Source organism: Myroides sp. C6-3 (genome assembly GCF_050522425.1).
GTDB lineage: Bacteria > Bacteroidota > Bacteroidia > Flavobacteriales > Flavobacteriaceae > Flavobacterium.
This window is the reverse complement of record NZ_JBMVQP010000021.1, coordinates 22,108-47,798: the sequence shown is the minus strand read 5'-3', so window position 1 is coordinate 47,798 and position 25,691 is coordinate 22,108. Positions and strand designations below refer to the sequence as shown.

The 25,691-nt window shown below is 32.3% G+C and carries 23 protein-coding genes; 9 read left to right on the top strand and 14 right to left on the bottom strand.

Going from position 1 to position 25,691, the window contains the following annotated elements; all coding sequences use genetic code 11:
- Positions 1–99 precede the first annotated feature (99 nt).
- Together ACPDG9_RS10095 and ACPDG9_RS10090 are read left to right on the top strand one after the other, a co-directional pair.
- Positions 100–570: an SMI1/KNR4 family protein gene (locus tag ACPDG9_RS10095; protein ID WP_430527635.1), complete on the top strand. Its 471-nt coding sequence runs from the start codon at positions 100–102 to the stop codon at positions 568–570.
- Between the two features lie 597 nt (positions 571–1,167).
- Entirely contained in the window at positions 1,168–2,379 is a 1,212-nt protein-coding gene (locus tag ACPDG9_RS10090; RefSeq protein ID WP_430527634.1) for a serine hydrolase, read from the top strand.
- 647 nt (positions 2,380–3,026) lie between these two features.
- Here ACPDG9_RS10090 and ACPDG9_RS10085 read toward each other — a convergent pair.
- From ACPDG9_RS10085 to ACPDG9_RS10065, 5 genes are all read right to left on the bottom strand, one after another.
- Complete coding sequence (locus ACPDG9_RS10085; RefSeq protein WP_430527633.1) at positions 3,027–3,719, bottom strand: hypothetical protein; 693 nt, start codon at positions 3,717–3,719, stop codon at positions 3,027–3,029.
- A 684-nt stretch (positions 3,720–4,403) separates the two neighbouring features.
- A complete protein-coding gene (locus tag ACPDG9_RS10080; RefSeq protein WP_430527632.1) occupies positions 4,404–8,360 on the bottom strand; it encodes an Eco57I restriction-modification methylase domain-containing protein in 3,957 nt (1,318 codons plus the stop codon).
- A 9-nt stretch (positions 8,361–8,369) separates the two neighbouring features.
- Positions 8,370–9,362 (bottom strand): restriction endonuclease subunit M, encoded by a 993-nt coding sequence (locus tag ACPDG9_RS10075; RefSeq protein WP_078720713.1) that lies wholly within the window; start codon positions 9,360–9,362, stop codon positions 8,370–8,372.
- Complete coding sequence (locus ACPDG9_RS10070; RefSeq protein WP_430527631.1) at positions 9,362–9,574, bottom strand: helix-turn-helix transcriptional regulator; 213 nt, start codon at positions 9,572–9,574, stop codon at positions 9,362–9,364. Before ACPDG9_RS10070 ends, ACPDG9_RS10075 begins: the two co-directional genes overlap by 1 nt.
- 71 nt (positions 9,575–9,645) lie before the next feature.
- Entirely contained in the window at positions 9,646–9,948 is a 303-nt protein-coding gene (locus ACPDG9_RS10065; RefSeq protein WP_430527630.1) for a helix-turn-helix domain-containing protein, read from the bottom strand.
- 319 nt (positions 9,949–10,267) lie between these two features.
- Between ACPDG9_RS10065 and ACPDG9_RS10060 the strand changes: the two genes are divergently transcribed.
- Complete coding sequence (locus ACPDG9_RS10060; protein WP_430527629.1) at positions 10,268–10,468, top strand: hypothetical protein; 201 nt, start codon at positions 10,268–10,270, stop codon at positions 10,466–10,468.
- 25 nt (positions 10,469–10,493) lie between these two features.
- Here the strand turns inward: ACPDG9_RS10060 and ACPDG9_RS10055 are convergent, their stop codons facing one another.
- The 7 genes from ACPDG9_RS10055 to mnmE all read right to left on the bottom strand — a co-directional run bounded on the left by ACPDG9_RS10055 (position 10,494) and on the right by mnmE (position 17,738).
- The gene (locus ACPDG9_RS10055) at positions 10,494–11,099 is read right to left on the bottom strand and encodes a BfmA/BtgA family mobilization protein (protein WP_430527628.1); all 606 of its coding nucleotides are present in this window, start codon (positions 11,097–11,099) and stop codon (positions 10,494–10,496) included.
- A 268-nt stretch (positions 11,100–11,367) separates the two neighbouring features.
- Positions 11,368–12,174 (bottom strand): toprim domain-containing protein, encoded by an 807-nt coding sequence (locus ACPDG9_RS10050; protein WP_430527627.1) that lies wholly within the window; start codon positions 12,172–12,174, stop codon positions 11,368–11,370.
- A gap of 243 nt (positions 12,175–12,417) precedes the next feature.
- A complete protein-coding gene (locus ACPDG9_RS10045; RefSeq protein WP_225581896.1) occupies positions 12,418–13,656 on the bottom strand; it encodes a primase-helicase family protein in 1,239 nt (412 codons plus the stop codon).
- Positions 13,657–13,758: 102 nt separating this feature from the next.
- Positions 13,759–14,145 (bottom strand): helix-turn-helix transcriptional regulator, encoded by a 387-nt coding sequence (locus ACPDG9_RS10040; protein WP_430527626.1) that lies wholly within the window; start codon positions 14,143–14,145, stop codon positions 13,759–13,761.
- A 101-nt stretch (positions 14,146–14,246) separates the two neighbouring features.
- Positions 14,247–15,065, bottom strand: coding sequence for a hypothetical protein (locus ACPDG9_RS10035; protein ID WP_430527625.1), 819 nt, complete (start codon positions 15,063–15,065; stop codon positions 14,247–14,249).
- A 4-nt stretch (positions 15,066–15,069) separates the two neighbouring features.
- Entirely contained in the window at positions 15,070–16,197 is a 1,128-nt protein-coding gene (locus tag ACPDG9_RS10030; RefSeq protein ID WP_430527624.1) for a tyrosine-type recombinase/integrase, read from the bottom strand.
- A 149-nt stretch (positions 16,198–16,346) separates the two neighbouring features.
- Positions 16,347–17,738, bottom strand: coding sequence for a tRNA uridine-5-carboxymethylaminomethyl(34) synthesis GTPase MnmE (gene mnmE / locus ACPDG9_RS10025; protein WP_430527623.1), 1,392 nt, complete (start codon positions 17,736–17,738; stop codon positions 16,347–16,349).
- A gap of 236 nt (positions 17,739–17,974) precedes the next feature.
- Here mnmE and ACPDG9_RS10020 point away from each other — a divergent pair, with 236 nt between their 5' ends.
- A complete protein-coding gene (locus ACPDG9_RS10020) occupies positions 17,975–18,808 on the top strand; it encodes a universal stress protein (protein WP_430527622.1) in 834 nt (277 codons plus the stop codon).
- A gap of 77 nt (positions 18,809–18,885) precedes the next feature.
- Here the strand turns inward: ACPDG9_RS10020 and ACPDG9_RS10015 are convergent, their stop codons facing one another.
- The gene (locus ACPDG9_RS10015) at positions 18,886–19,464 is read right to left on the bottom strand and encodes a hypothetical protein (RefSeq protein ID WP_430527621.1); all 579 of its coding nucleotides are present in this window, start codon (positions 19,462–19,464) and stop codon (positions 18,886–18,888) included.
- Between the two features lie 251 nt (positions 19,465–19,715).
- Here ACPDG9_RS10015 and ACPDG9_RS10010 point away from each other — a divergent pair, with 251 nt between their 5' ends.
- Together ACPDG9_RS10010 and ACPDG9_RS10005 are read left to right on the top strand one after the other, a co-directional pair.
- Positions 19,716–20,708 carry a hypothetical protein gene (locus tag ACPDG9_RS10010; RefSeq protein ID WP_430527620.1) on the top strand — a complete coding sequence of 331 codons (993 nt, stop codon included), beginning with the start codon at positions 19,716–19,718 and terminating at the stop codon, positions 20,706–20,708.
- A 49-nt stretch (positions 20,709–20,757) separates the two neighbouring features.
- On the top strand, positions 20,758–21,213 hold the full coding sequence (locus tag ACPDG9_RS10005; RefSeq protein ID WP_430527619.1) for a PaaI family thioesterase: 456 nt from the start codon (positions 20,758–20,760) through the stop codon (positions 21,211–21,213).
- A 55-nt stretch (positions 21,214–21,268) separates the two neighbouring features.
- On the opposite strand, the gene ACPDG9_RS10000 is transcribed toward ACPDG9_RS10005, so the two are convergent.
- Positions 21,269–22,669, bottom strand: coding sequence for a glycosyltransferase (locus ACPDG9_RS10000; protein ID WP_430527618.1), 1,401 nt, complete (start codon positions 22,667–22,669; stop codon positions 21,269–21,271).
- A gap of 372 nt (positions 22,670–23,041) precedes the next feature.
- Between ACPDG9_RS10000 and galE the strand changes: the two genes are divergently transcribed.
- The 3 genes from galE (at position 23,042) to ACPDG9_RS09985 (ending at position 25,684) form a co-directional block, all read left to right on the top strand.
- Complete coding sequence (gene galE / locus ACPDG9_RS09995) at positions 23,042–24,058, top strand: UDP-glucose 4-epimerase GalE (RefSeq protein WP_430527617.1); 1,017 nt, start codon at positions 23,042–23,044, stop codon at positions 24,056–24,058.
- A gap of 27 nt (positions 24,059–24,085) precedes the next feature.
- Entirely contained in the window at positions 24,086–24,571 is a 486-nt protein-coding gene (locus ACPDG9_RS09990; protein ID WP_430527616.1) for a DUF4199 domain-containing protein, read from the top strand.
- 471 nt (positions 24,572–25,042) lie between these two features.
- Positions 25,043–25,684, top strand: coding sequence for an HdeD family acid-resistance protein (locus ACPDG9_RS09985; protein WP_430527615.1), 642 nt, complete (start codon positions 25,043–25,045; stop codon positions 25,682–25,684).
- Positions 25,685–25,691 lie beyond the last annotated feature (7 nt).

Genomic DNA, 25,691 nt, shown 5'->3' with positions numbered 1-25,691 from the left:
TAGGGTGATCTAATATAGGTAATCAGCTGATAATGAATATAAATATTGTAAGTACTATCATACTCATATTATTTTGCTATACTTGAACTATATACGAAAATGAAATTATTTAAAAACGAACAGTTACTATTTATAGGTACAGAGTCAAAATTAGGAAGAACACAAATTATAGGTATTTTAAAGGGGTGTTCTACAAATACAGCTAGTTTTGTGCATTTATATCAGATTTATGATGGGGTTAAATTCCCAAGCGGAGCAATGATGTTTAGAAACAAGTTTTATACTATTCGCAAAGGTACTTGGGATAAAATAGAAGTAGAATATTTTCTTACAATAAAAAATATAATTGAAATAAAAGAAATCAGAAAAGAAACAAACTCGGATATTTTTGAGCTCAATCAATCACATATCCCTTTTGCAGATGATGGATGTGGAAATATAATTTGGATGGAGCTGTCAACAGGAATAATAAAAGTGTTTTATCATGAATATGAGTTAGATGAGGGGTTGATAACTATAGCTCCTACCTTTGATGATTTTTGTTCCTCATTAGAAAATTGGATATTATGATACTAAATTGGTCGTTGAAGTATTATATAATCGATTAGATGAGGTAGAATTGGCAAGATTAAAATTTAAATGAGTTTTATCTTGCCATTTTGCTTTTATTAGGTATATAAAGTTTAGTAGGGAACTCAAAGTAAATGATCAAGGAAAAAGTTCGCAGCTACTCTTATTTTAAAGAAGATCCTACCATCGGGTTTGTGTTTACTTAGGTCAGTACTAATTCTTTCAAACCTATTTGTAACAAATAAAGGTTTAGTCGACTCATTAGGAGTAGAACATGATTGCATACGAAAGGTAGTACGATTAACGATTTAACATAGTAGAGTAGTTGTAAAGAAAGGATGTACTGGAATCTTAAGAGATTATTTGGCAGTGTGTTGATTTTTAATTACTTTTTAAAAAAATATGCGTTTTTAAAAATGAAGAACAAACTCTTTATAACTCTGACCTTACTATCTATTCCTATACTTGCAAACGCCTCTATAAGTTGTAAGGGAGTTAGTTGTATTAACGATAAAACATCGTATGATCAGTTAGGAAACACAAAACAACAGAAAAAACAAGAAGCTATAAAATCCTTTGAAGAGCTATGTTTAATAGTTGATCAGTATTGAAGGTTCTATAGCTGCCAAAGCTGTTCTGGAAAAAAAGATAACACTCCATGATGATATCAGAACGTATCTCAACGGAGATTATCCGAATCTACAATTTAAAGGAACTCCTATTACCATTGAGAACTTGTTGACTCATACTTTAGGGCTTAAAGACAAAGCACCTAAAAAAATAGACAAGATTTACCAAGGAGTAAGAGAAGGCGTTTATGAAAATAAAGCTTTTGATTATACCATGTCTGATCTATTAAAAGAATTAAAAACAGTTAAGCTAAATAAAAAACCAGGAACGGTTTATGAATCTAATTCAGTAGGTCCAGAGTTAATGGCTTATATTTTAGAACAAGTATATGATAAACCGTATAAAGACATCTTACAAGATTTTCTAAGTGAACTTGATTTACAAGATACTCATCTGTATGAGTATGATCAATACAAAGATCAATTAGCAATCAGTTTTGATGATAAAAGGATGGTAGCTCCATTACTTAAAAATCCGTTATTAGGAGGTTCACATGGTATGATTAGTACATTACCTGATTTAATTACATTTATGCAGTTTCAATTGGAGAGTACGAATCCTTTAATTAAGGAGTCAACGCGTTTACTATTTAAAGATGAGAAAGAAGGGGATGACAAGGGATATTTATGGGATGTAGGTTATGGTAAGAAAGAAGGTGCTTATCACGGAAAAACAGGGACTTCCAATGGTGTTCAAAGTGGTATTCTGATTTGTCCAGATTCAAGCTATGGAATGATTATCATTATGAATAATACAGCTGAAGCTGCACAAGAGGATTGGGGAGGGTTGTATAATCAAATTGAAACAGAGTTGATCCGATATCCAAAGATTAACCTGGTCTCTTTATTGTCTGCAGAATTTAAAAAGGATTTCAATGCAGCGAAACAAAAGTATAAAGAACTACAACAGGACAAAGAGCACTATTTATCAGGGTCTTTTTACCTGAATAATTTTGGATATGAATTAATCCATTTAAATCAGATAGACAAGGCTATTGAGGTATTTGAGTTAGCCCTGTCTGATGATAGTACTAATGCTAATTTGTATGCTAGTTTAGCAGAGGCTTATTATTTGAACAAGGATTATGATAAGGCTTTATTGAATTATACAAAGGCTTTAGAATTAGATCCTAAAAATGAAAACGCTAAAGCTATAATTAAGAAAATTAAGCAGTTGTAATTAAGCAGTATTACTGCCAAATACAACCTCTTAAAGTCATTAAAAGTTTAGCAATATAAGTATTTCCTATTTTGATACTAATCAAGATAAGACACTATGCAACCGACCACTAAAAACAAAGGAGGAAGAAAACTAAAATCCAACCCGATGTCGCGGATTTAACTTCGTTCAATTCGGCTAAAGCCTCGAGTGCAATTCGTGAGTTTATTTATACGGCACTGTCGCTTAAAGTGTGTAAGTATTAAACCCCAGTAAGATACTAGCTTTCGATGCTAGTTAAAAAGGGATAGAGTAGAAGGAGGTGGTAGCCAAATTAAAATGACTATTGTCAACTTTATACCAAGATAATCTACCAACAAAAAATCATGACGACCTTAAAAAAAAATGTCTAAAAAAGATTTTTTTCTAGACATTTCATTTTATATTGAGGTAACGCAAAAAAAAGAGAGTATTTTTAGAATAAAAAGTTGTTTTGCTAATTATTCAAAGTATAAAAAATCTAATAGGAGTGATAAGGTGCTTAGAAACAGGCCTATAACAATCCATGTCCTATTTTGTTTTTTTCTAAATACTAAAACTAATAATAGTAGTATCAATAAAAATTGTGGGGTATATCTTAATAAAAGGGCATTCATATTTTTACGATTTTAATTAACATTTTGGTTCCATAATGCAAGAGAGTATTTAAAAATATTTAATGAATCATAAATAATTTCTTTTTCTAAATCATCAAAATTTTTATCTTCTTTAACTTCATTAATTTTCTTATTAAAATAAGATTCAACATCAAGATCTTTGGAGTATGCTGTCTCAGTCAATATTATTTTAGAATAATTAGGAATTTTATCACTTTGATAATTCTCTTGTATAATAGAAACAAGTCCATCAATTAAAGTTTCAATATCTTGTTCATTAGATAATTTGGAGAAATGATCTAAATTGTTAATCAATTTTTTTGCATCAAAAATTTTCTCAACTTCACTTTCAGCAACTGCAAATGATTTTGATAGTTTTTGGAGTAACGGTTTATGCAAGGTATGGACGAATTCAGTTGAACTTTTAAATACCTGTAAATTATCATTAACAAATTCAACAATAAATTCATTATGCACAAAGCCAACTTGTTCATTTAAAGTATCAAACTTTTGTGTAAATTTTTCATCAGGTAATTTAATCATGCTTGGTTGATTCCAATACCATTCCCACGCACTACTTCCAACACCACCGATTACAATACCTAAAGCCGTTCCCATAGGTCCAAAATAAGATCCAGTTGCTCCCCATCCCACTGCACCAGTAAAGTCTTCTTTAGCATAATACCATCCATTTTTTTTAGCCATAATTATTTGTTTTTAGTTATAGGATTCATATGCACAAAAATTTTGCCATATACTTCTTTATTTTAATAAATTTTTCTTCTTCAATATTTTTCTTCTTCAATCATTAAAAAATGTAACATATACATTATCAGATAAAAGAGAAGAGAATTATTTAAATATCAAAGTGTGTAACCTTCTGAGTACTCAAATTCTAAAACTAGATTTGAATTAAAATAATTTAAAAATAGTAGAAGTGATGGTAGTCATAAAACTCATTTTCTCTTCCTTCTACGTGTACGATAAAACTTAGCCTACTGCCACTCGAAAGTTGCAAAGATTGAACCATAGAAAAAAAGCGAACAAGTTGAAAGAAAATTATCGCTCAATCCAATAGAGAAGACTTTTTTGATTAGCAAACAAAAAAAACGCCTTTCCAGGCGTTTCATATATCAAATTCAGCTTATTTACCGATACAATATCTTATATCTGTTGATTTAGAGAGGATTGTAAGGGGGATGTGATGTGGATGCGGTGAGATTTAAATATTAGTATCATCAAAAATATCTTTTTTTAATTTACTAAATGGTCTTTTATTTAATTGATCTTCATAATATGTTTCAAATAAAAATTCTGCTCGATTTTAACCCAAGCAGAATTTTTTATTTACACAGTTTTTAGTACAGTGTCGTCTTAAAATAGGGAAGCCTACAACATAGGTTTTATAGATTCTTCTATAAATTGAACTTCTTCTTTGGATAATTTATATTTCTCATACAATTGTAAATCAATATTACTTACATCTTTTGTCCAATCAATATCTGAATTTTCTGTAAAATCTTGAATTGGTACAAATTCATATACATTTTGTAGTACATTTTGAGATGTTTTTAAAATACCAACCATATATCTTAGAAATTTAGTTTCAATATATTTTTTTAAAGCAAATGCTTCATTTTCACTCTCAAAACATCCTATTGGTATTAAAGAATCAGTACATACTGAATATGGTTTACCTACATATGGTTTACCTAATATACTTACTTGCTTATTATCTGTTAATAACCCTGCACCCCCATTACCTTTTGATATAAATATTTTCCATTTATCAGCTATATCTATATTCTTCAGGATATACTTCTTTTCGATATATCGAATTTCTTCAAATTTACATCTTAACTCATAAAGATTTGGTAATTCTACAGGTGAAGATATATCTTTTGCATTTTTACCTAAAATCCCAAATGCATTTCTACCTTTTGTTATTTTAGTAATTGATTCGAAATCTTCATTTTTAACTTTATTTAGAATATTGTATGTAGAACCACCTGCTAAAATTATATCTAATCCTTCTTCAAATAAAGGCCTTAAAATTGTATTTATAGTATTTTTATTATAATATTCTGTAAATAAAACATTACCCTCGTACGATCTATTATAAAGGAAATAATTGACACCGCCACTAATTTCAACATTATCGAAAATACTCTTTGAATGTGGAATATTTACTATTTTTTCAATATGATTATTTTTCTTAAAAAACTCTCTCAACTTAATAAATGATTTATCTTGTGCATCACCAGTAAACCATCTTGAAGGTGTAATCAACGAGAAATATTGAGGTTTGAGATTTTCACATAAATATATAAAATCAGGAAAAATTTGTCTACTAAGTGATTTGTTTTTTGAATCGTTACTAATTGATTCCTGATAAGGAGGATTACCTACAATAGCATCAAATTTCATTGCTGTATTATTTATTTTAATTTCATTATTAATTACAATATCATCTCTTTTTAACAAATCGTATGATGAGTAATTTTTTTCTATTTTATTTATATCTAGCCCTAATAATGTATATACTTTACGTGTAAATTCATAAGCAATGTTAGATGTAGGGATAGAGTAAAAATTGTTTGCTACATCTTTACCAAATTTCTCAAAAGTAGCATAAACAAATTCTCCCTGCTTACTTGCAATATCTAATATTCTAAAATCAGTATTTACACTTGTTACAGGTATCAATTCTATTAAGGATTTAGCTACATTTTTAGGTGTGACTACTTCTGAATCGGATAATCTACTAAATTTATTTAAAGCAATTGTTGCACGTTCAAATTCAGATAGACTATCATCATTGGCTAAAGAATTTATATTATGTATTTTATAATCTAATTCTTTAAGAATAAAAGGGTTTATATTATCATTCAATAAAGTAAGAATTTTAATATTTAATCCCAAATTATTTAATATTCTTGAATTCTCTTCTCCAACAGATAAATCCACTATATCTTTTAAAGATTTTATTTTTGAATCTGTTAAAAATGAAAAGAATAATATTTTTGAATAATATGTAGCGAATTTCTTACGTAAAGAATCTTCATTTAATTCTTCATTATTTTTGCTACTACTATTTGAACTTTCATTAGGTGATTCAGTTTCACCATCTGGTATATCTAAATCATCTCCATTTTCACTATCTGTATTTTCAATTTTAAGACCTTGTTTAGACCCAATTTCACCCTGTTTTTGGATTACGTCTTTGATTAAATCAATATCTAATAAACTAAAATCTATTGGGATATCTACAGCTTCATCTAATACACTTCTTTCACTTGAATATTTCCTTACTGCATCAAGTACATCAGTAGCTTCAATTTGAATAATTTTATTGTGATTAATTGTAATTATTGGAGATATTTCTAGTTCTCTTTTTAGTCTTTCTTCTAGTTTATTATTACCATTAGCATCAGTATTAACATTATATATTTGTGCTTTTTGCTCTTGCATTATAAAAACTCTGTTTGGACTGAAGTCTACCAATAATGTTTGAGGTTTCATATTGAATTTTATAACATCGCCATCTTCATTAACAAGTTCCTTAATGTATTGATTTTGTAAACGAAATATAGCTTGATCATATTCTTGAGGTGAAGAAGTATCTTTAAGATATAACATTGTATCCCATTCTTCCACCGTTGTACCTGTCAATAATCGATTAACAGTTAAAGTAATGGTTTTTATATTATTAGATTCGCAATTTTTGATTTTACGCTTAACATCTTCAACGGAACGATAAAGCGTTTCATTTTCTACACCTGATACATTGATAATTTCATATGAATTTAAATTCTTAAATTTTGTATTATTAGTTAAAATTAAGTTTTCTAATGCATCGCAAGATGCACGATAAGGTAAAACTATAACTATATGTCTACACATATTACCTTCCTTAATCTTGTCATAATCTAAGAAGCTTAAAATATTTTCTTCTGATTTTGAACCATCAATAATTTCGAAAAGTTCTAATATTTCATTTTCATAATCGAAAAATTTATGATTATTAGAAACTGTATCTTTTAGTATTGATTTTGGCTTAAACAATGCAGAAAAGGCATATGAAATACCATTACTCCTTAATGTTTCTAATCTTTTTCTTGCTGCTTTACTTGGATTAAACGCAAATCTAATCATTTGAGGAAAGCCATAATATGGATTATCCCATTCTTTTACTTCATCACGATTTAGATTTTCATGATCCCACTCTTGTTGATCATCAGCTATATCAGAAAATTGATAAAAAGCTATAATATCTTCTTTCGTAAATTCGGATCCCATCAAAATACGGTAAGGCGTACCTGATAAATGAAGTCTTATTTTTGCATCTAAAACTTTAATTGAATCCTCTAATTGATCATAGGTTTCGTCTGAATTTTTTAATTCTTTTTTTAATTCAGCTTTAGATAAACTTAAAACTTTACCATATTCTTCTGCACGAGCTCCAAAATGAGTTTCATCTATAATTAATAAATCTATTGATGAAGTGAATAACTCTTTATGCTTATTCTTAATTGAATCGCCTTGTAAATCTTGAAGAGTTAAGAATAAAACTATCTTTTGGTTTTGTTCAATTTTAGAAGATAAGTAATTTTCAGTTTCAAGTAATTTATCAGAATCAACAAACTCATATTCTTTAAAACGAACATGACTTTCTACAGTTTTTTTCCACTCTTCTTTGACATCCTTTTTAGCAGATACAACAACAACTAATTTTGCTGAAATTTCGGTAGCACAACACATAGATGTAAAAGATTTACCAAATCTCATAACTGCATACATTAATAGATTTGTTCTTCCATTACTAACAGCATTTTTGAAATTATTAATAGCTTCTTGCTGATTAGGTCTTGGAGGAAAACTTTTATTTCTTTCGTACACAAAGGTTTCTGGAATTCTACTTTCCTCAAACTTATAAAATTGATATTTGCCTGAATTATTTTCGAAATTTAGTTTAATATCAGATATAGCTAAATTAACATCATCAATAGAAGTATCTTTAAAAAACTCTTTTGAATAATAAGGAATAGAAGGTAAAACACCTGGTAATAGACGAATTTTTTGTAAATCCTTTTCTAAATAATTATGAACAGATAAATCACGATAATATATATCATTATTTATTTTTGCTACAGTCGTATACTTTCTTTCAAGATTAGGAAAAAACTTTTTCCATTCATTTAATCTTTTATCTACTGGTCGATATGTATCACCTATTTTAAGATAATTAGGAATAGTTTCAGTTGTAAATGCATATAATTGAGGTTCAACTCTTCCGTAAATTAGATTATCAAGTAAATTTAAATTTATAGTGTTAGTTTTTGGCATGTTTGTTTATTATATAATATCAATAAATCTTATAATCTCATCTTTATTTTGTTCGGAATTTATTTTCCAATTTTTTATTAGACAATATTTTCCATTATGTAATTTAATATTATTGGATTTGCATCCCTCACATTCCTTTTCTTGTACTTCAGCATCATTAAATAAATTAAATTTTTCTTCAATAATCGTATGACAACTTTCAGGTATAACGCATTTTAATCCATCCATTTGCCATATATTCCAAGAAATTACTTGTGCTATTTCTTTGATTTTATTAAAATCAGGATACTCATTAAATTTTTCTTTATAAAAATCTATAAATGTAAATAATAGTGATTCTCTAGCTAACAATAAACTATCACCTTGCCATTCATAACCATAAATATTTTTATATGCAATTAAAGAAAATTTAAACCATTCTTCTTTGCTTTTTACATTCTCAGAAACTATTCTAAGTTTTCTATCTAAAAGACCAATTCTATTATCGATTTCAATATATTCACCTGTAGTAGTATCGTATCTACTTGTGAGATAGGGTGCTTCACCACAGGAAACTTCTAATCTTTTATCACATATATAGTCAATCCAAGTTTTACCTTCGGGAAATTCAATTTTTCTCTTTATGGTTTTCCATCGAGTAGATGAACCATCCTTTAATATCTGGTTAAATACATTTTTTTTATTAAACCATTTTTCATCAATTAAATTATTTTGAGCATTACATACCCATGAAGGTGTAAATACTTCGGCTTTGTCTTTTGATCTACTATTTCTTAATTCATTACTTTTCTGAATTCTTGGTTTGATTACATCACCATTAACACCTGTAATTAAATGAACTTTAATTGAGGATTTAAAACTATAATCCTCTCCTAATTCTATATAATTATCTGTAGCCCAAAATATATTTTTATTTGTTGTATTATCATACAGTAAAATATCTAATATTTCAGGCATTTGCTCAAGAATATCATTTTCTAAAATGTCTACACCTACAAACATTAATCTTCCTTTCTTTGTTTAGTTGAATTTAATAATTCTTTAATATCTATATTTAAAAGTATTGCTATTTGGAATAAAGTTTCCGTTGATGGCTGTACTTCATTAGTACACCATCTAGAAATAGTTACTTCACTTTTCCCTAATTGCTCAGCTAACCACCGATTGGTTTTATTTTTTTCAGCAAGAACAACTTTTAATCTGTTGATTTTCATTGTATGTTATTTGATTAACATGAGATGTTAAATATAAGGGGATTTAAGAAGATAACAAATAAAGTTACTCGTTATTTTAAAGATGTGTTTTCCTCAACTTCCCAAGTCAACTTAGCCCCCAAAGCATTCAATACTTTAAATACAGTAACAATCTTTACATTCGCGGTGCTCTTTTCTATTTTAGATATTTGCGCTTTTTGAACCCCAACCAATTCACCCAGTTGAGCTTGAGTTAACCCTTTTTGTTTGCGGAGGATTTTAATTTTGGCACCTATTAATTCAAATTGAATTTTAGATTCAAACAAGTCGCGTTTAGGTGTTCCAATAGGACCTATTTGTTCATCGATGAGTTGATCTAAAGGATATGTTTTCATAGTCTTGTGATTTAGAGTACTAAGTTAGCTGTAAGTTTCTTAAAGAGGAAACTTATTGTGGTTAATAGCAATAAAATTAATTTAGCTTGTGAAAGGAAGAGTATTTTAGGTATTGTATTCTTACATTTGCACTTGTCGTTATTAGAGTAGATCTCCCGAATAAATTAGTGTGATAAAACAAACGAGTTTGGAGTTCCAATTTTCAATAAACTTTTACTTCTATATATTATGCAATAGCTAGGTTTTTTTAGCTGTGTAATGGTATTTCAGCGCTGAAAAATTTAGTTTAATTAAATCATTAATTCAAATTTATACAACTATGATCAAAAATTTATTTGATACTTTCGGACAGTTAGAGTCTTTAAAAAGAGAATCCTTGTCCAAAGAACCCGAGGTTCCATTAAATTGTTATATTCCAAAATCATTAAGAGAGAATCTAAAGATGAAAGCTGCAAAAGAAGGTGTGCCAATGAAGAATTTAATCATCAATGCTTTAAAAGGATTTTATACTGATTTATAAGTGGATTGATCCTTTGAGGATGTTGTTATAAGCTGATTTTTTTGAGATCATCGTATTCATTCTTGCTTAATTTGATGACGAATGAAGTATTAAAACCTGTTTTTTTCTCTGCTTTATCAAGCAGGTTTTTTAGCTTGATTTTTAGGATGGCTTGAGTCTCCTTTTCTTTTTTGAGCAAGAGTTCTTTTCTTTGCAATACTTCAAAGTAATCATCGTTAATATTGGGTGAATGATTATTCTCTTTTTTTTCTTCAATAGCTTTTTCTTGTGCAATTTCCTCTCGCAATTCGTTTAGAAGTTTGTCTTTAGCAATATGTAATAGAACATCTACTTCAGAAGCAATAGTCTCATTTTGCTTCATTAATCGGTCAATTTTTTTGTGATATAAATCGCCAAACCACTTTCGAAAACTATCATCTCTATTGATGAAATCTCGATTTATTTTGTCTATACTAGATTGAATGTTTAGGTTGATATTTGACTTCGGACTTAAACCGTTTTGAATAAAAAAGTCAATCATATCTACTACACATTCGTTGATCTTTTTATATTGATATTCTCGGCAAATTTTATCTAATTTGTTCTTAGTTGAGCCTTTAATCCTAATTGAAGTGTCTTTAAAATCCTGCATGCGTATAATTTGTTGAATTTAAAATATTTATCCTGTTTTTATTCATTTAAGTATTTTTACAAAATAAATTCTTGTATACAAAATACGTATGTAAACTAATTGATTAAATGATAGTTATGCCTTTTTGTATACATAAAATAGTTTTTGTATAAATTCTTTTTAGTTGTAAGTATTTAATATACAGGTTGTTGGCTAATGTACTGCGGTTTATCGCAGTACCCTCTTGCTTATATTACCCACCCGTTAGTAATTCCTATAAATATGATTATTAAACCCTATTTTTATTGATTAAATAGTCATTCACGTCTTTGTGATTTTTGAATAGATAACGAATGTCTTTGGTGTGATTTTCATACTTTTTTTGAAAGTAAATTGTGGTTTCATTTCCTGTGTTATCATTGTCAAAACACAAATAAATTCTCTCGTAATTGCTGTCTAATTCAGGTACTGTTTCCTTTTGAGAAGTGCTGTTTAAAATAATATAATTAAATCTGTTTTCTATTTTTGGATATAGCATAAGTAGACTTAGAAAATCGATCCAACCTTCAAATAAAATAACTTGATTACAGTTGTTTTCAATTAGTGTAATACTCTTGGTGCCTAAGCAACCTTTGAAATATCTATTTCTAATTTCAATACCTTCTAACACGTTTTTAAAACCTATTCCAAAGTATTTTTTATCGTTAAGGCTATAATGAAGTTCTACACAGTATTTTCTAGCTATTTTAAGACTGATACCCCTGCTTTGTATATAATTGATAAGCTGCGTATTTGTTAGAGGCTTAATTGCTCTTATTTTGTAATTCTTTTCTTTTTTAATAGCATCGTCTTGAAAAGTAGGTTGGTGAAAAGAAAAAGATTCATCATCCAAAATCTGTAGTGCTTCTTTTACTTCACACTTATAATATCTCATTACAAAGTCTAAAACGTTTCCACCTTTTCCTTCTCCGTGATCATACCAAAGATTCTTTAAAAGGTCTACTTTGAAAGATGCTGTTGCTTCGTTTCTGAACGGACTTAGGTACCAAGCTTCCCGATTATTCTGTTTGACTTTTTTAGTTCCTATTTTTTCCAAAATAGACGCTAAACTTATCTTTTTTGCTTCATTGCATGTCATAATTCTACGTGACTTAAATTTTACTGATTTTTTGATGATTGATGACAGAGGCTCGTAACTTATTGATATTTAAATTAATAAGCTGTCATCAAATTGTCATCAATCATCAAACTGCTTTTAAAACTGTCATCAAAGTAAATTTGATGACAGTTTGATGACGGTTTTGATGACGTATAACTTGTTGATTTTAAATAAAGTATACTACCTGTCATCATTGTCATCAAAAAAATGCGATATTTTGCTCAACTCAATTTCATAATAGCGTCCCTTTCTATCTAATCTTGTTATTTCTCCATAGGATTGGTAGTCATATCCCGAGTATTTATTCGAATTACTAGATGGAGTAAAACCCCAATTCTTGAAAATAGTTCTAACATCATTTGCTTCAATATTACTTCTCTTATTTAATTTTTTTATCATGGTACATGTTTCCATTGGAGTTAGACATATTTTATCATCTTCAAATCTTTCTGTAATTTCTTGTAGCAATTTTAATACCTCGTCCTGCAACTTATTTTTGTCAGAATTCATTAGTTTTACTAAAGCCTCCGTACGTATCTGCTCAGGAGTAAACCACATACGAGTTTTCTTGGTTGTTGAGTAAGGGATAGTGTGTAAATAATTAAGAAAATCAGGAATTTCTTTAAAAAGTAAGTCTAAGAAATCGGGGTTCTTTTCTATCTGTGGTATTTTACGCACCCAAAAGCGTATTTCTTCTTTGTCTATCTTCATGAACGAATCTTCAAAATTACTTGTCATGACAAATTTGTAAAAAGATTCTACTTCTTCTTTATCTCTACCTTTTCTTTCAATCTTGTTTCTATCAGCTGTACTTAAAAACTTGATGCGTTCAGTGATTTGTTGATTATCAGTAACTACTTCATCAATGAGAACTAATAATTTACCATCTAAATCTGAGTTAAAGTTGTTTACAAAAGATTCCGCATTGATGTAAGTGGCATTAAAAGAAAAGACCTTTCGAAGGTATTTAAGCATTGTTGATTTACCTGTTTCTCTTGCTTTAGAAACTAATACAAGTACGGGTAGTACCTGAGTCGGGTATTCTAATAGAATTTTAAAATAGTCAAGTCCTAAGTTGTATTGATCTCCGAAAATGTGACGTATGAAATCTAAGGTAAATTGTAGTTTACTTTCTAAGAAAGCTAACTCATCATTGGATCTTTGTACCTGGTATTCTATAGGATGATAAATGTTGTAGAAATCGGCTATCTCTCTACTGTAGTTTATATGTTGAGGGATACAACAGAAACCATAGTATTTTTTAATATTGGAAATAAAGTCTTTTCCAAAATCATTTACAATAGTTTCCTTGTTCCAAGGAAGCATGACTTTTTCAGTTGTTTTATTGAGTGTAGGTCGTTCGATTATGGCATAATAAGCTGTCCCCACACGAATAAATTCGGCAGAATCTAAGTTCATAATAAATAGTAGATTATAATCCTTATATTTGCACTATAAGGATTTGATTAAAAAAATCGGACAATAGTAATCTGAAGCGTTCAAAGGGCAATTTTGAACGCTTTATTTTTTTTTGTTTTTGAAAGAATAGTCTAATGCTTGTTGTTGTATCTGAGATATAGATTGGCTTTTATTTTGTCGTAACCAAGTATTTATTTCTTCACGATCAAAGTATAATATTTTCCCATTTGGCTTATAATTTGGAATTTTATTGTTGTAAACAAGTTTATAAATACTTGATGTCGACATACCAATATAATCAGATAACTCTTGTACATTAAGCATTTCTTTCTGCTGAATCATATTCAGTCCTATAGCTTCTTTTAGTTCTCTTTGTTGGTGAATAATTTGGTTTTTAAATGCACTAAACTCTTCAATTGTTTGAAGTAAGATTTGTTGTAATTGAACTACATTTTCCTTTCTTACGTCTTTGCTTTCCATCGTTTTCATAAGCTTTCTTTTATATGGTTATATTGTAGCAAATGAAGGTATTAGAAGGTATTACAATCAAGTTACTTTTGAAAAAGTAATGAATTTAAAGTGTTTGGTAATTATAATTTAGCGGAAATATCATTGATTAGTTGTTGATATTTAGGTGTCTGTATTGCTGAACCATTTTTAACAGTATCATAATCATATATTTCACCTTTCTCATTTATAAAAAACGTAACAAATTTTTTTAAACTAATTTTTATTACTTCAGCTTGTTTTAACGCTTTGTGTAGATGATATAAGGAAACGTTATCCATCCGTAGCTGTATAGGATTAACCAAGAATTGTCTCTTAAAACCTTCTTGATTTATTTCGTTACCAAGTATGTTTTTTTTCTTGAACCCCATATAAATTATAGCTGAGAAATCAGGACAAATATGTTTATTATCCTCTTCAGTTAAAACAATCTTGGTCTTAGTCATTTCCAAATGAGATATAGACGGATCGTCTAAGCATGGTGTTTGAAATTTATTTAGAAAGTTCTGACTCCAAGTGAAATTTAAAAATAACATACACCATAAGAAAGCGATAAAAAGTAGGCTAGTATAAAGTGGCTCATACCAATCATGTATAACTTGAACACGAGTAAATAAGAGGAAAATAACAATTGCTAGAGGACTAAAAAACGCATAAAAGAAAACACGAAATCGCTGAGTTTTATCATCTAAAAATTTAGTCTTAGTATTTACTCTTTCTAGTTTTGTGTCGTAGAAATGGTTGAAGTAAATAACCCATAGTTTGATAATAAAATAAGTCAATAGACTTGTCATTATGATTATTAAAAAAATATATCCTAAGAGATAGTTTTTTAAAAGAATTAAAAAACTAACTATAAATAATACGGCTGTCGCGATTAGTAGATTTACACGTTTATACATATTCTTAAAAACTTAGTTCAGGAATTAAATTAGAAGCTTCTTTCATTTTCTCATCTACTATCTTAGCATAGATAGCAGTAGTGCGTATTTCACGGTGTCCTAAGCGCTTAGATACGGTATAGATATCTGCACCGTTCTCCAATAAGAGAACAGCATTCGTATGTCTTGCACTATGGAAAGTAATATGCTTTGAAATACCAGCCTTATTACACCATAGAACAATAGCGTTGTTATATACAGCAGAATACTTTAAGCCTATAAATACGCGATCCATATTGCCCTTACGTTCTCCTAATAGCTCTCGGGCTTGCTTAGAGATATAAAGATACTCAACACCATCTGTTTTTTCCTGTCTAAAGTTTACACGACTTGTGTTATCTTCATCACGTACCTCTGACCAGGTCATTGTATTGATATCTGACCAACGTAACCCTGTAAGACAGGAGAATAAGAAAGCACGCTTTAGTACCTCATACTTACATTCTGTATTGGCTAATTCTTGTAATTCATTAAACGTTAAGTATTCTCGTTGACTTTCAGCCTGTTCAAAAGATTTAGCTTTAGAGGCATAGTTTAAGGCTAAGTAGCCTTCATCAAATGCGGAACGCAAGCAAGCTTTAAACTTATTGAAGTAGGAGTATTTAGAGTTTAGAGATAAAGGAAGATCACTCTTAGTTCGCGCCTCTTTATCGAAGTAAGTACGCACCCGTTTTACAAACTTCTCATCTACGTCGTCAAAGATAGTGTTCGGGGAGATGCATCGCTTTAGATGAATTAGGGTAGCAGTCCAATTGCCGTAGTTCTTAGGGCTATCAGATTTCTCTTCCGTTTTTTCTTGAAAGTAGTCTAAAAAGGGTGTTTTACCTTTAGTAGTATTTTTTAGTTCATATCTACCTTGATAAACTTCAGCTTCTCTAATAGCTAAGATTTGCTTGGCAAGTGCCATAGTTTCTTTATTCTCTTTTCTTTCACCAGCATTCTTAGGTTCGCTGTATAAAAAGAGTTTTAAGTTTTCATAATCTCTAACGGTTTTACGTTTGCCGTTTGGTTGTAGTATTGTACCCTTATAGTATTCTATAGATAGATTGATCTTACCACTTGGTAATAGACGTTCTCTTAGTAAAACTTTCATTTATCGATGAGTCATTTTAAAAACGCATAATATGCGATGATTTAATAATGACAAATATAACAATAAAAGAACCTAAGAGCAAAGACTATCAGTGTTAATTTACTGATAGTCAAATAAAAGAAAGTATATCTTACTAAGGGAAAAGTAATTTATTTACCGATACAAAAATTAGCAAAAATATTCCCTAGCAGTTCATCATTTGTCACTTGCCCTGTAATTTCACCGAAGAAGTAGAGTGCTTGGCGGATATCGATTGCCATGAGATCCGCGGAGAGATTCGTTTGCAGTCCCCATTTCACCTTTTCGATTTCCTCCAACGCTTTAAGAAGGGAGTCGTAGTGGCGTGTATTCGTTACGATGGTTTCATTATTGCGAAGAGCCCCCGTATTCACGAAGCTGAGGAGTGTTTGTTTCAGCTCCTCGATCCCTAGGTTAGCCTTGGCAGACATCAGCATTAAGTTTTCGATTTTCATTTGGAACAAGTCGATTTGCTCTTGCGACAAAAGATCCTGTTTATTGCAGACCACGAGCAGTGGTTTCAGCGGATATTTGTTCTTTAATTTTTCCAGTTCCACGTTAATTTGGTCGATGGATTGCGTATTTAGTTTCTCCCCATCAATCAGGTAGATCACTACCTGAGCCGCTTCGATTTTCTCAAAAGTCTTTTGAATACCGATACGCTCTACCAGATCCTTAGTATCGCGAATACCAGCCGTATCAATGAAGCGGAAACCAATTCCGTCGATGACCAATTCATCCTCGATCGTATCACGAGTCGTACCCGCAATATCCGAAACGATGGCGCGTTCCTCATTGAGGAGAGCATTCAGCAACGTAGATTTTCCCACATTAGGTTCCCCAACAATAGCAACTGGAATCCCATTTTTGATTACATTACCCACAGCAAACGAGTCAATTAAGCGTTTCAGTACAAACTCAATGCGTTCCACCAGCGCTTTAAACTGCGTGCGATCAGCGAACTCCACATCCTCCTCAGAGAAGTCCAGTTCCAATTCAATAAGCGAAGCGAAGTTGAGTAGTTGTTCACGGAGCAAAGCAATCTCATTAGAAAACCCACCACGCATTTGTTGCATGGCGATTTGGTGACTCGCCTCATTATCCGAAGCAATCAAATCCGCCACCGCTTCCGCTTGAGAAAGATCAAGCTTACCATTCAAGAAAGCGCGCATGGTAAACTCACCTGGTTGCGCCATTTTGGCCCCTTTACGCAGGCAAAGTTGAATAATTTGCTGTTGAATAAACGTTGAACCGTGACAAGAAATCTCGATCGTATCTTCACCCGTATAAGAGTTAGGCCCCTTAAAAACAGAAACCAGAACCTGATCCAGCATACGTTCCCCATCCACAATATGCCCCAAGTGGAGCGTATGCGTCTTTTGTTTCGTTAAATCTTTATTTTTGATCGACTGAAAGATGCCATTCACCAGAGAAATAGCTTCTTTACCCGATACGCGTATAATAGCAATAGCACCAGCACCCGAAGGAGTAGCTAAAGCAACAATAGTATCCTGTAATATCATTTGTTTTCCTAAATAAGAACAAAGATACTATTTATTCATTTATGTTGGGGAAGAGGAAGTTGTTGTTGTCGGTACTATCTCACCAACAACGCACCAACAACAACGCACAATTTTCAAGCATTCTCGTCCAATTTATTCATTTAAAAGTGCCGTAAATACAGTGATTTTTTGAGGGTAAGAAACTCAAAAGTTAATCTTAATTCCTTATCTTTATAGAAATCTAAATTTACACTACTATGAAAAAAATACTTTTCCCAACGGACTTTTCAGAAACAGCAAACAACGCTTTACTATACGCATTAAAAATGGCAGATAGCCAAAAAGCAACGCTCTATGTACTTCATGCTTATGAGATGCCTGTAATTTCAGCAACAGCAAATCCCGTTATGGTACAAGATGTCTATAAATCAATCGAATTGAGCAATTTTGAAAACTTTAAAGACCAAGTGCCTTTCATTCGCGATATCGCTAAAGAAAATAATTTAGATCACGTACCTATGCAATTTATTTTAGAAGAAGGTTTTTTAAACACCATTCTAAAAAAGAGAGTAGAAGAAGAGGAAATTGACTTAGTAGTGATGGGAACAAATGGAAATTCCGGATGGGACAGAAAACTATTGGGATCCAATACCATTAATGCAATTAACTCTCTTAAAGCCCCTGTTTTGAGCGTACCACATGATGCAGTATTTAATGGAATACATTCGATAGCATTTTCTACTTTATTCAATGCCAATGACCAAATAGTACTAGATAAATTAGTGAAAATTGCAAAGGGATATGACGCCGTAATCAAGTGCGTACACGTGGCAGAAGATGTGAATAAAATCAAGCAAGACGTGATCGACAGTTGGTTGGAATACTACAAAGGCAACCCAATTACTTTTACCATTGTTGAAGGTAAAGACGTAGAAAAAGAAATTTTCACCTTCTTAGATAAAGAAAATATCGATATACTCGTTTCCGTAAAGAGAAATAGAAGCTTCTTAGACAAGTTATTCACTTCAAGTATGACTAAAAAATTAAGCTATCACACCCATGTGCCAATTATCGCTTTTCACGAGGAATAGACCTATAACATAGTAAAAAAGTCGTAAAGTTTGTTGCTTTACGACTTTTTTAGTTTAGGCAGATCTTACGATCAACCTTAATCTGCTTTGTTCTTATTGATTTCATCCTGAAGTTGTCTTCTGATGCGCTGCTCACGCTCCAAAGACGTTTTTCTAAACTCTTCAAATTCTTCATCTGTTTCATTTAATTTTCGAAGGGCTTCTTTTGTATGAATATGAGATGTTTTAAAACGGTAGTAAAAAACACCAACAAGCGCTAATAGAGCAACAAACAAGGCTGAAATAATCAGTTGAAAAGTATTCTTATCCGCCGCTATACCCAAGAACTCAAAGTGTTCTTCCTTAGCTAAAGACGTTTTCAATTCCTGTTCTACCGTTATGAGTTTTTCGTTAACCGAATCAAACTCCTGTTTCTGTTTCTCAAGTAACACCTTGCTCTCTGCTAAATTGTTTTTATAACCGCGAATCGAATCCTCTACATTATGTTGTAGATCTAATAGACTTTGTTTGTCAACAATTTTATAATTTTGATAATTCGAAGATTTAGTAAATATAGAAGAGAATTGATTAGTGATTGTTTTTATGTTGCCTTGTGCAAAAACTGTACTTGTCAGTGCTAGGGTGGCAACGAGTAAAATACGTTTTTTTCTTTTCATTTAATAATTTTTAAGTCTTTTAGTTTTATAGAGCTCTAATATAAGTTATTTATTATAATAAAATATGCTAGGTAAGTGTATTTTTTAAGAAATATTTATTTATATTTTTAGTGCTATTGGTAAAATACATGTTTTTAATTTAAAAAAATAGTTGAATAGTGAAGGTTAATGAAATAATATATTTGTTTTCCCTATGTTTTAATACCATTTTTACGTTAGAAACGTTTCTTTTTGATAATAAATAGGTTGAAATGGTAGAAAAGTTTTTTTTAAAATTCAAAGGTATCGCTGTTGTTTTGCTTTTTTTGATTGTAGGTTCAACAAAGGTCTCTGCTCAGTCGCTTCGTCAAGATGAGGTTACCGCGGTGAAAATGTGGCTAGACGAAGATGGTGACACGAGTTTATTCATTAAGGTAAGTGCAGCTTGTAACAATTACGATAGCAAGCGCGCATTTGAATTTATTGGATTGCCCTCAACGATTACATTAAAATTAAAGAATGACCATATTGAGGAATCCTTTGTATATGAACATCCGCGTTATGATTCTTCGATGCTAATGTTTTACAGTGAGGCGGTTTGGTTTGCTGCCGACGAATGGAAACAAGCCGTGTTTATTCCTTTGTTTTACTGTAGTCAAAAACACGGGGCGACCATGCCGTTAACGTATGTAATACTATATGAGCAAAAGATGCAGGTGGTACAGCTTACTTTTCAGTGTAAACCACAAGTATGGGGGAGTTGTTCTCCGACCTTTCAAAAGCGGGCCTTAAAAAGACAAGTAGCCCAACTGCCACCAGCTTTGCAAACGACGTTTATTGACTATGTGGAAAAAACGTACACAACCAGAGAGGATTTATTCCCGAACCACATGACCTTTAAACAAAAGAAGTATAAAGATTGGAATTTAGCTTCTGTGGTTTCTATTGTTGAAGCAAGTTATCCCCATGAACTTTTAGCGCGTTTGCACACTTTTATTGAAGATGAAAAATGGGAATTAGCCACCGCTTATTTAAGTGAGTTCGAGTATTTATATGTAGATGAAGAGGGAATTGTTGTCATATCAGGTTTTCGCTCTAAGAAAAAAAATGAGCAAGAGCGAGCAAAACGATCGGTTAGAGCTGTAAATGCAACGAAAGAACGTAGTTTAGAACAAGCTTTTCAATATAGGGAACAGGGCGAATTTCAACAAGCTTATGATGGGTATAAGGCTATTGTGGAAGAATTTAGACCGCAATCTTTTTAGTAGATCATATTTAATACTTACCTTTTAGCTAAATTAAAAAAATTGCCTCATGCAAAAAGCCATTCAAGATTTATATCCAGAAAATTTAGCCCATTGTTACGGTTGTGGTAAACTAAATCCCAACGGACATCAATTGAAAACGTATGTGGAAGGAAAGGAGCAAACTATCGCCCATTTTACTCCCAAACCCGAATACACGGCCTTGCCAGAAAGTGTATACGGTGGATTGATTGCTTCTTTATTGGATTGTCACGGTACAGGTTCTGCTGCCGCATTTATTTGTTTAGCAGAAGACCTGCCTTTAGAAGCTCCTCTGGCAGCACGTTGTGTCACAGCGTCCTTAAAGGTCGACTTTAAAGCGATGACGCCTATGGGAGTGCCTTTAGTACTCAAGGGAAAACTCAGAAGTATTGAAGGAAGAAAGGTATGGGTAGATATGACCTTATCAGCCAATGAGATCCTCTGTGCTACAGGAGAGATCCTCGCGATTCGTTTGAAAGATTAATACTAAAAGGAGCGACTCATTCGAATCGCTCCTTTTCTTTAACTATGGAAATCTACTATTTAGTAGGAAGTGTTCTTGTTAACCAACCTCTTCGATTGGCTGTTGCAATAGCATATGGCGTAATCCAGAATAACGTAAACGTGTAGAAGATGCTGTAGGTATAGGCCCAAAAAGAATCTTTAATCGTGTATTTATTCGCGTAGAAAATGACTTGAATAGAAGAGAAAATTAAGATTCCCGCTAAGGCACTAGTCACAAACATAATCGGATAACTCAAAACCAAATACAGCATCAAAAGAAGCATAGGATAAGCTAAAATAACCTTGAGCCATTGGTTGAGCAATAGAATACGCGGGCCTACTGTTGATCCTACTCTAAACTTGGTAAAGGCAAACTTACTCATCATAATATTCTCGCGTACATTACTGCGTTCCCAGCGAATAAACATTTTGTATAATCCTTTAAATCGCTCTGGTGTATTGGTTAATACGTAAGCGTTCTTTTGAAATAAAACGTGGTACCCTTGTTTTAAAATCATATTAGTCATGGCGCGATCTTCTCCAATATCAGAAGGTGTACCCATAAATGTCTGATTGATCCATGCCTCTAAACAGTTCATAACAGCTTCCCTGCGGTAAGCAGCAAGTGCTCCAGGTGTACATAACACACTGTTTAACGCACTTTGAGCAGAACGTATAAATTCAAAGCTAAAAACAAAACTTACATTGAGCATTTTGGGAATGATGCCGTTTTGTGTATTGAGTACCGCTACATTTCCACCTACAGCACCACATAATGCATTGTTTACAAAGGGACTAACAAGTTGGCGTAACGTGTCTTCTTTTACAATCGAATCACTGTCTACCGTTACAAAAACCGCTCCTTTACCCAAGTTAAACCCTCGGTATAAAGCATGTCTTTTTCCCATATTCTTGGGCTGCTGATAGATGGATAAACGGGATCCCAATACCGCTTTAGCGCGTTGCATCCACTCCCATGTGTCATCTTTACTCCCGTCATCAAAAGAGAGAATCTCTAATTTCTCCGCAGGGAAGTCACTTTGAGCCAAGCTTATTAACGTATCATATACTAATCGACCTTCATTGTAAGCGGGAACAATAACCGTACACGTAGGTAATTGATCGTCAGCAACCGGAGCAACGGGCTTGTATTTAAAGTACTGATAAAAAATATAAAATAAGAATAAGACCTGTATAGCTAGTAAGAATAGACTAACCCCAAAAAAGAGCTGTCCACTAAAACCTTCTAAACGCTTGAGCTGTATCTTTGCAAAATAGGGCTGAAAGTGATATAACGCAATCACACTGCTAAATAAAAGCGCAAAAGTAAGCGCTAAGACAAAGTAATCGGTTAAACTAAATCGCTTTGGTTTATTTACTATGTGCGATGATCCGAGATCATTTCGAACAGAATTGGGGACTTGGTTTGTTTTCATAATAGTGAGTTTTGAGGAAAATGAACTAACTTTTGAGTGTAAAGAAGGGGAAAAACCCGCTATTTCAGTATTACACTATATCCATTTCCACTGTGTATAGTGCAAGATGCATGCCAAGCGAATTTACTGGCGGGAACAGCTGTTTTTTTTGGGAAACTTCCCCACTTTGTTGAATTGGACAACACTTTGATTGAGTAAACGCGAATTTTAAGTGGATTGTTTGTCGTTCGTTGTTTAAGGAACAGAGTACCTTATTTTAGATAATCTACTGATACCTCATAACCGATCACAGATAAGCTGATCGACAATAAATATTGCCCTACAAATAAAAAAAACAAGTACCTTTGGAAATAGTATAATTAATATGATCAGATGAAGATAGTAGTGACAGGTGGACTAGGGTTTATAGGTTCTCACACAGTAGTAGCATTGCAACAAAAGGGATATGAAGTGATTGTGATCGACAATTTATCTAATGCTTCTATTGAGGTTTTAGATGGGATCGAAAAGATTACAGGAATCAGACCTACATTTCACGAAATAGACCTGTGTGATAAACAAATTGTTTTTCGCTTTTTTGAAACGCACACTGACCTCGCAGGAGTGATTCACTTTGCTGCGTCAAAAGCGGTAGGGGAAAGTATGCAAAAACCCATGCTCTATTACGAGAATAACTTTTTCTCTTTGATTAATGTCTTGTCTGCGTTGCAGCAATTTAACGTAACAAAATTCTTGTTTAGCTCTTCTTGTACCGTTTATGGACAAGGAGAAACGATGCCTATAACAGAAGAAGAAACGATAAAATCCGCCTTATCTCCTTATGGAAATACAAAGCAAGTAGGGGAGGAAATCATTGTTGATTTAGCAAAAGTATACCCTTTACAAGCGGTTTTATTGCGTTATTTTAACCCGATTGGGGCTCATGAATCGGGCTATATTGGTGAATCTCCACTTGGTGTTCCCTATAACTTAATTCCCTACATTACCCAAACAGCCGTGGGTATACGTGAGTACCTTTCTATTTACGGACAAGATTATGATACGCCTGATGGTACTTGTGTACGTGATTATATTCACGTTACTGACTTAGCTGATGCACACGTGAGAGCAATGGAATACCTTATTCAAGAAAAGAATACTGCACAAGTAGAAGCTTTTAATGTAGGTAATGGACAAGGATATTCGGTTTTAGAGTTGGTGCACTCCTTTGAACGAGTTAGTGGCATAAAAATTAACTATAAAATTGTTGAACGCCGTCCGGGAGATATCGATAAAGCTTGGGCTAATACGGATAAAATCCAAAGAATACTCGGATGGAAACCCACTAAAACACTAGACGATATGTTGGCAAGTGCTTGGAAATGGGAACAAAACTCCAGAGGGATTTAAACAATACTTGTTCTAAAAGAAAAACCAATGAAAAAAATTAGCATTGAAATTAAGTGGGGTATTATTTTTTCACTTGTCGGCTTGTTGTGGATGTTATTGGAACGCCTAACGGGCTTACACAGCACGTATATTGATTACCACATGTATCTAACCAACTTGTTCGCTATTCCTGCTCTTGTTGTTATGGTACTTGCGCTACGCGATAAAAAGAAAAACTTTTACGGTGGGGATATGACTTATAGCGAAGGGATGCTAGCGGGTTTTGTGATTTCTTTGGTTATCGCACTTTTAAGCCCTTTAACTCAAGCGGTGACCACGTTTGTAATTACCCCTGCATTTTTCCCTACTGTCATTAAGCGATCCGTTGAGTTGGGATACTATGCCTCAGAAGCGGATGCTGCTACGTATTTTAATTATTCTAATTATGCAAAACAAGGGTTTCTACTCGCTCTGATGATGGGGGTTGCAACTACTGCAATTTGTATGATTTTTATTCGATCAAAAACAAAATAATACTTAATTCTATACCCCCCCCCCCAACAACTTGCGAAACAAGTTGTTGGGGCTTCTTTTTATGAGGCTAATCGCTTTATCAGTGAACTGGCAAAGGTTAAAAAACAACGCTTCGTTTACCCTCGTTTTTCTGTCGAAGATACGGGCTTGTAAACAATTGTCGTAGTGCTTGGAGAATCAGCGCGAAAAGAACTGGACGCAATAAACAACCAATCTCCACGACGAACCTATACAATATAGTTAGCGATTTAGTAGGGGTTCACGGTCTGGAAGAGAAAGATCGAAATACCGAATTAAAAGCGCTTTCTCCTTCGTTTGAAGTAGTACCCTATGAAGTGGTAGAACGCGATTAAAAATTCCCTATTGAAGTGAAATTAGAATGTAATTCTTTTTTTTTATAGAAAAAGTGCGAATGGTTAAAAATAGTTTCACATCCTGTAATAAAGTTGTACCTTTAAAAGAAAAGAAAATATGAGCAGTATTATTTTTAATCGTATCAAGCAAAATATCAAACATTGGTATCTTCCTGTTATTTTAGGTGTTGTATTTATTATTGCAGGAATCTTTATTATGATGACGCCTGTTGCGTCTTACCTCTCTTTAGCGCTGTTGTTTAGCTGGCTTTTCTTCTTTTCCGGAATTGCGGAAGTTGCATTTGCCTTGAGTAACAGAAAAGAATTAGATGGTTGGGGATGGATATTATTCTCAGGTATTGTCGATGTAGTGCTAGGACTCATCTTACTTAGTAAACCAGCGATTACACTTCAAGTTTTACCGATTTATGTAGGATGTATCTTGCTTTTCCGCTCAGTGCGCAGTTTGAGTATGGCGGTCGAATTAAATCGATATGGAGTGAAGGGAATCTCGGCTATGGTGCTCTTTGGTATTCTAGGTTTGCTATTTGCAATCTTCATGATGACCAATCTAGAAGCAGGGGCATTTACAATTGTGTATTGGACGGCCTTCTCTATCATGACGTTAGGCTTGTTTAGCGTTATCTACGGATTAAAGCTGAAAAAACTAAAAAATAGAGGTAGTAAGATCAGTGCAGAACTAACCAAGAAATGGGAAGCTGTGCAAGAAGAAATTAGAAAAGCAATGGATAAAGAATAAGGATATA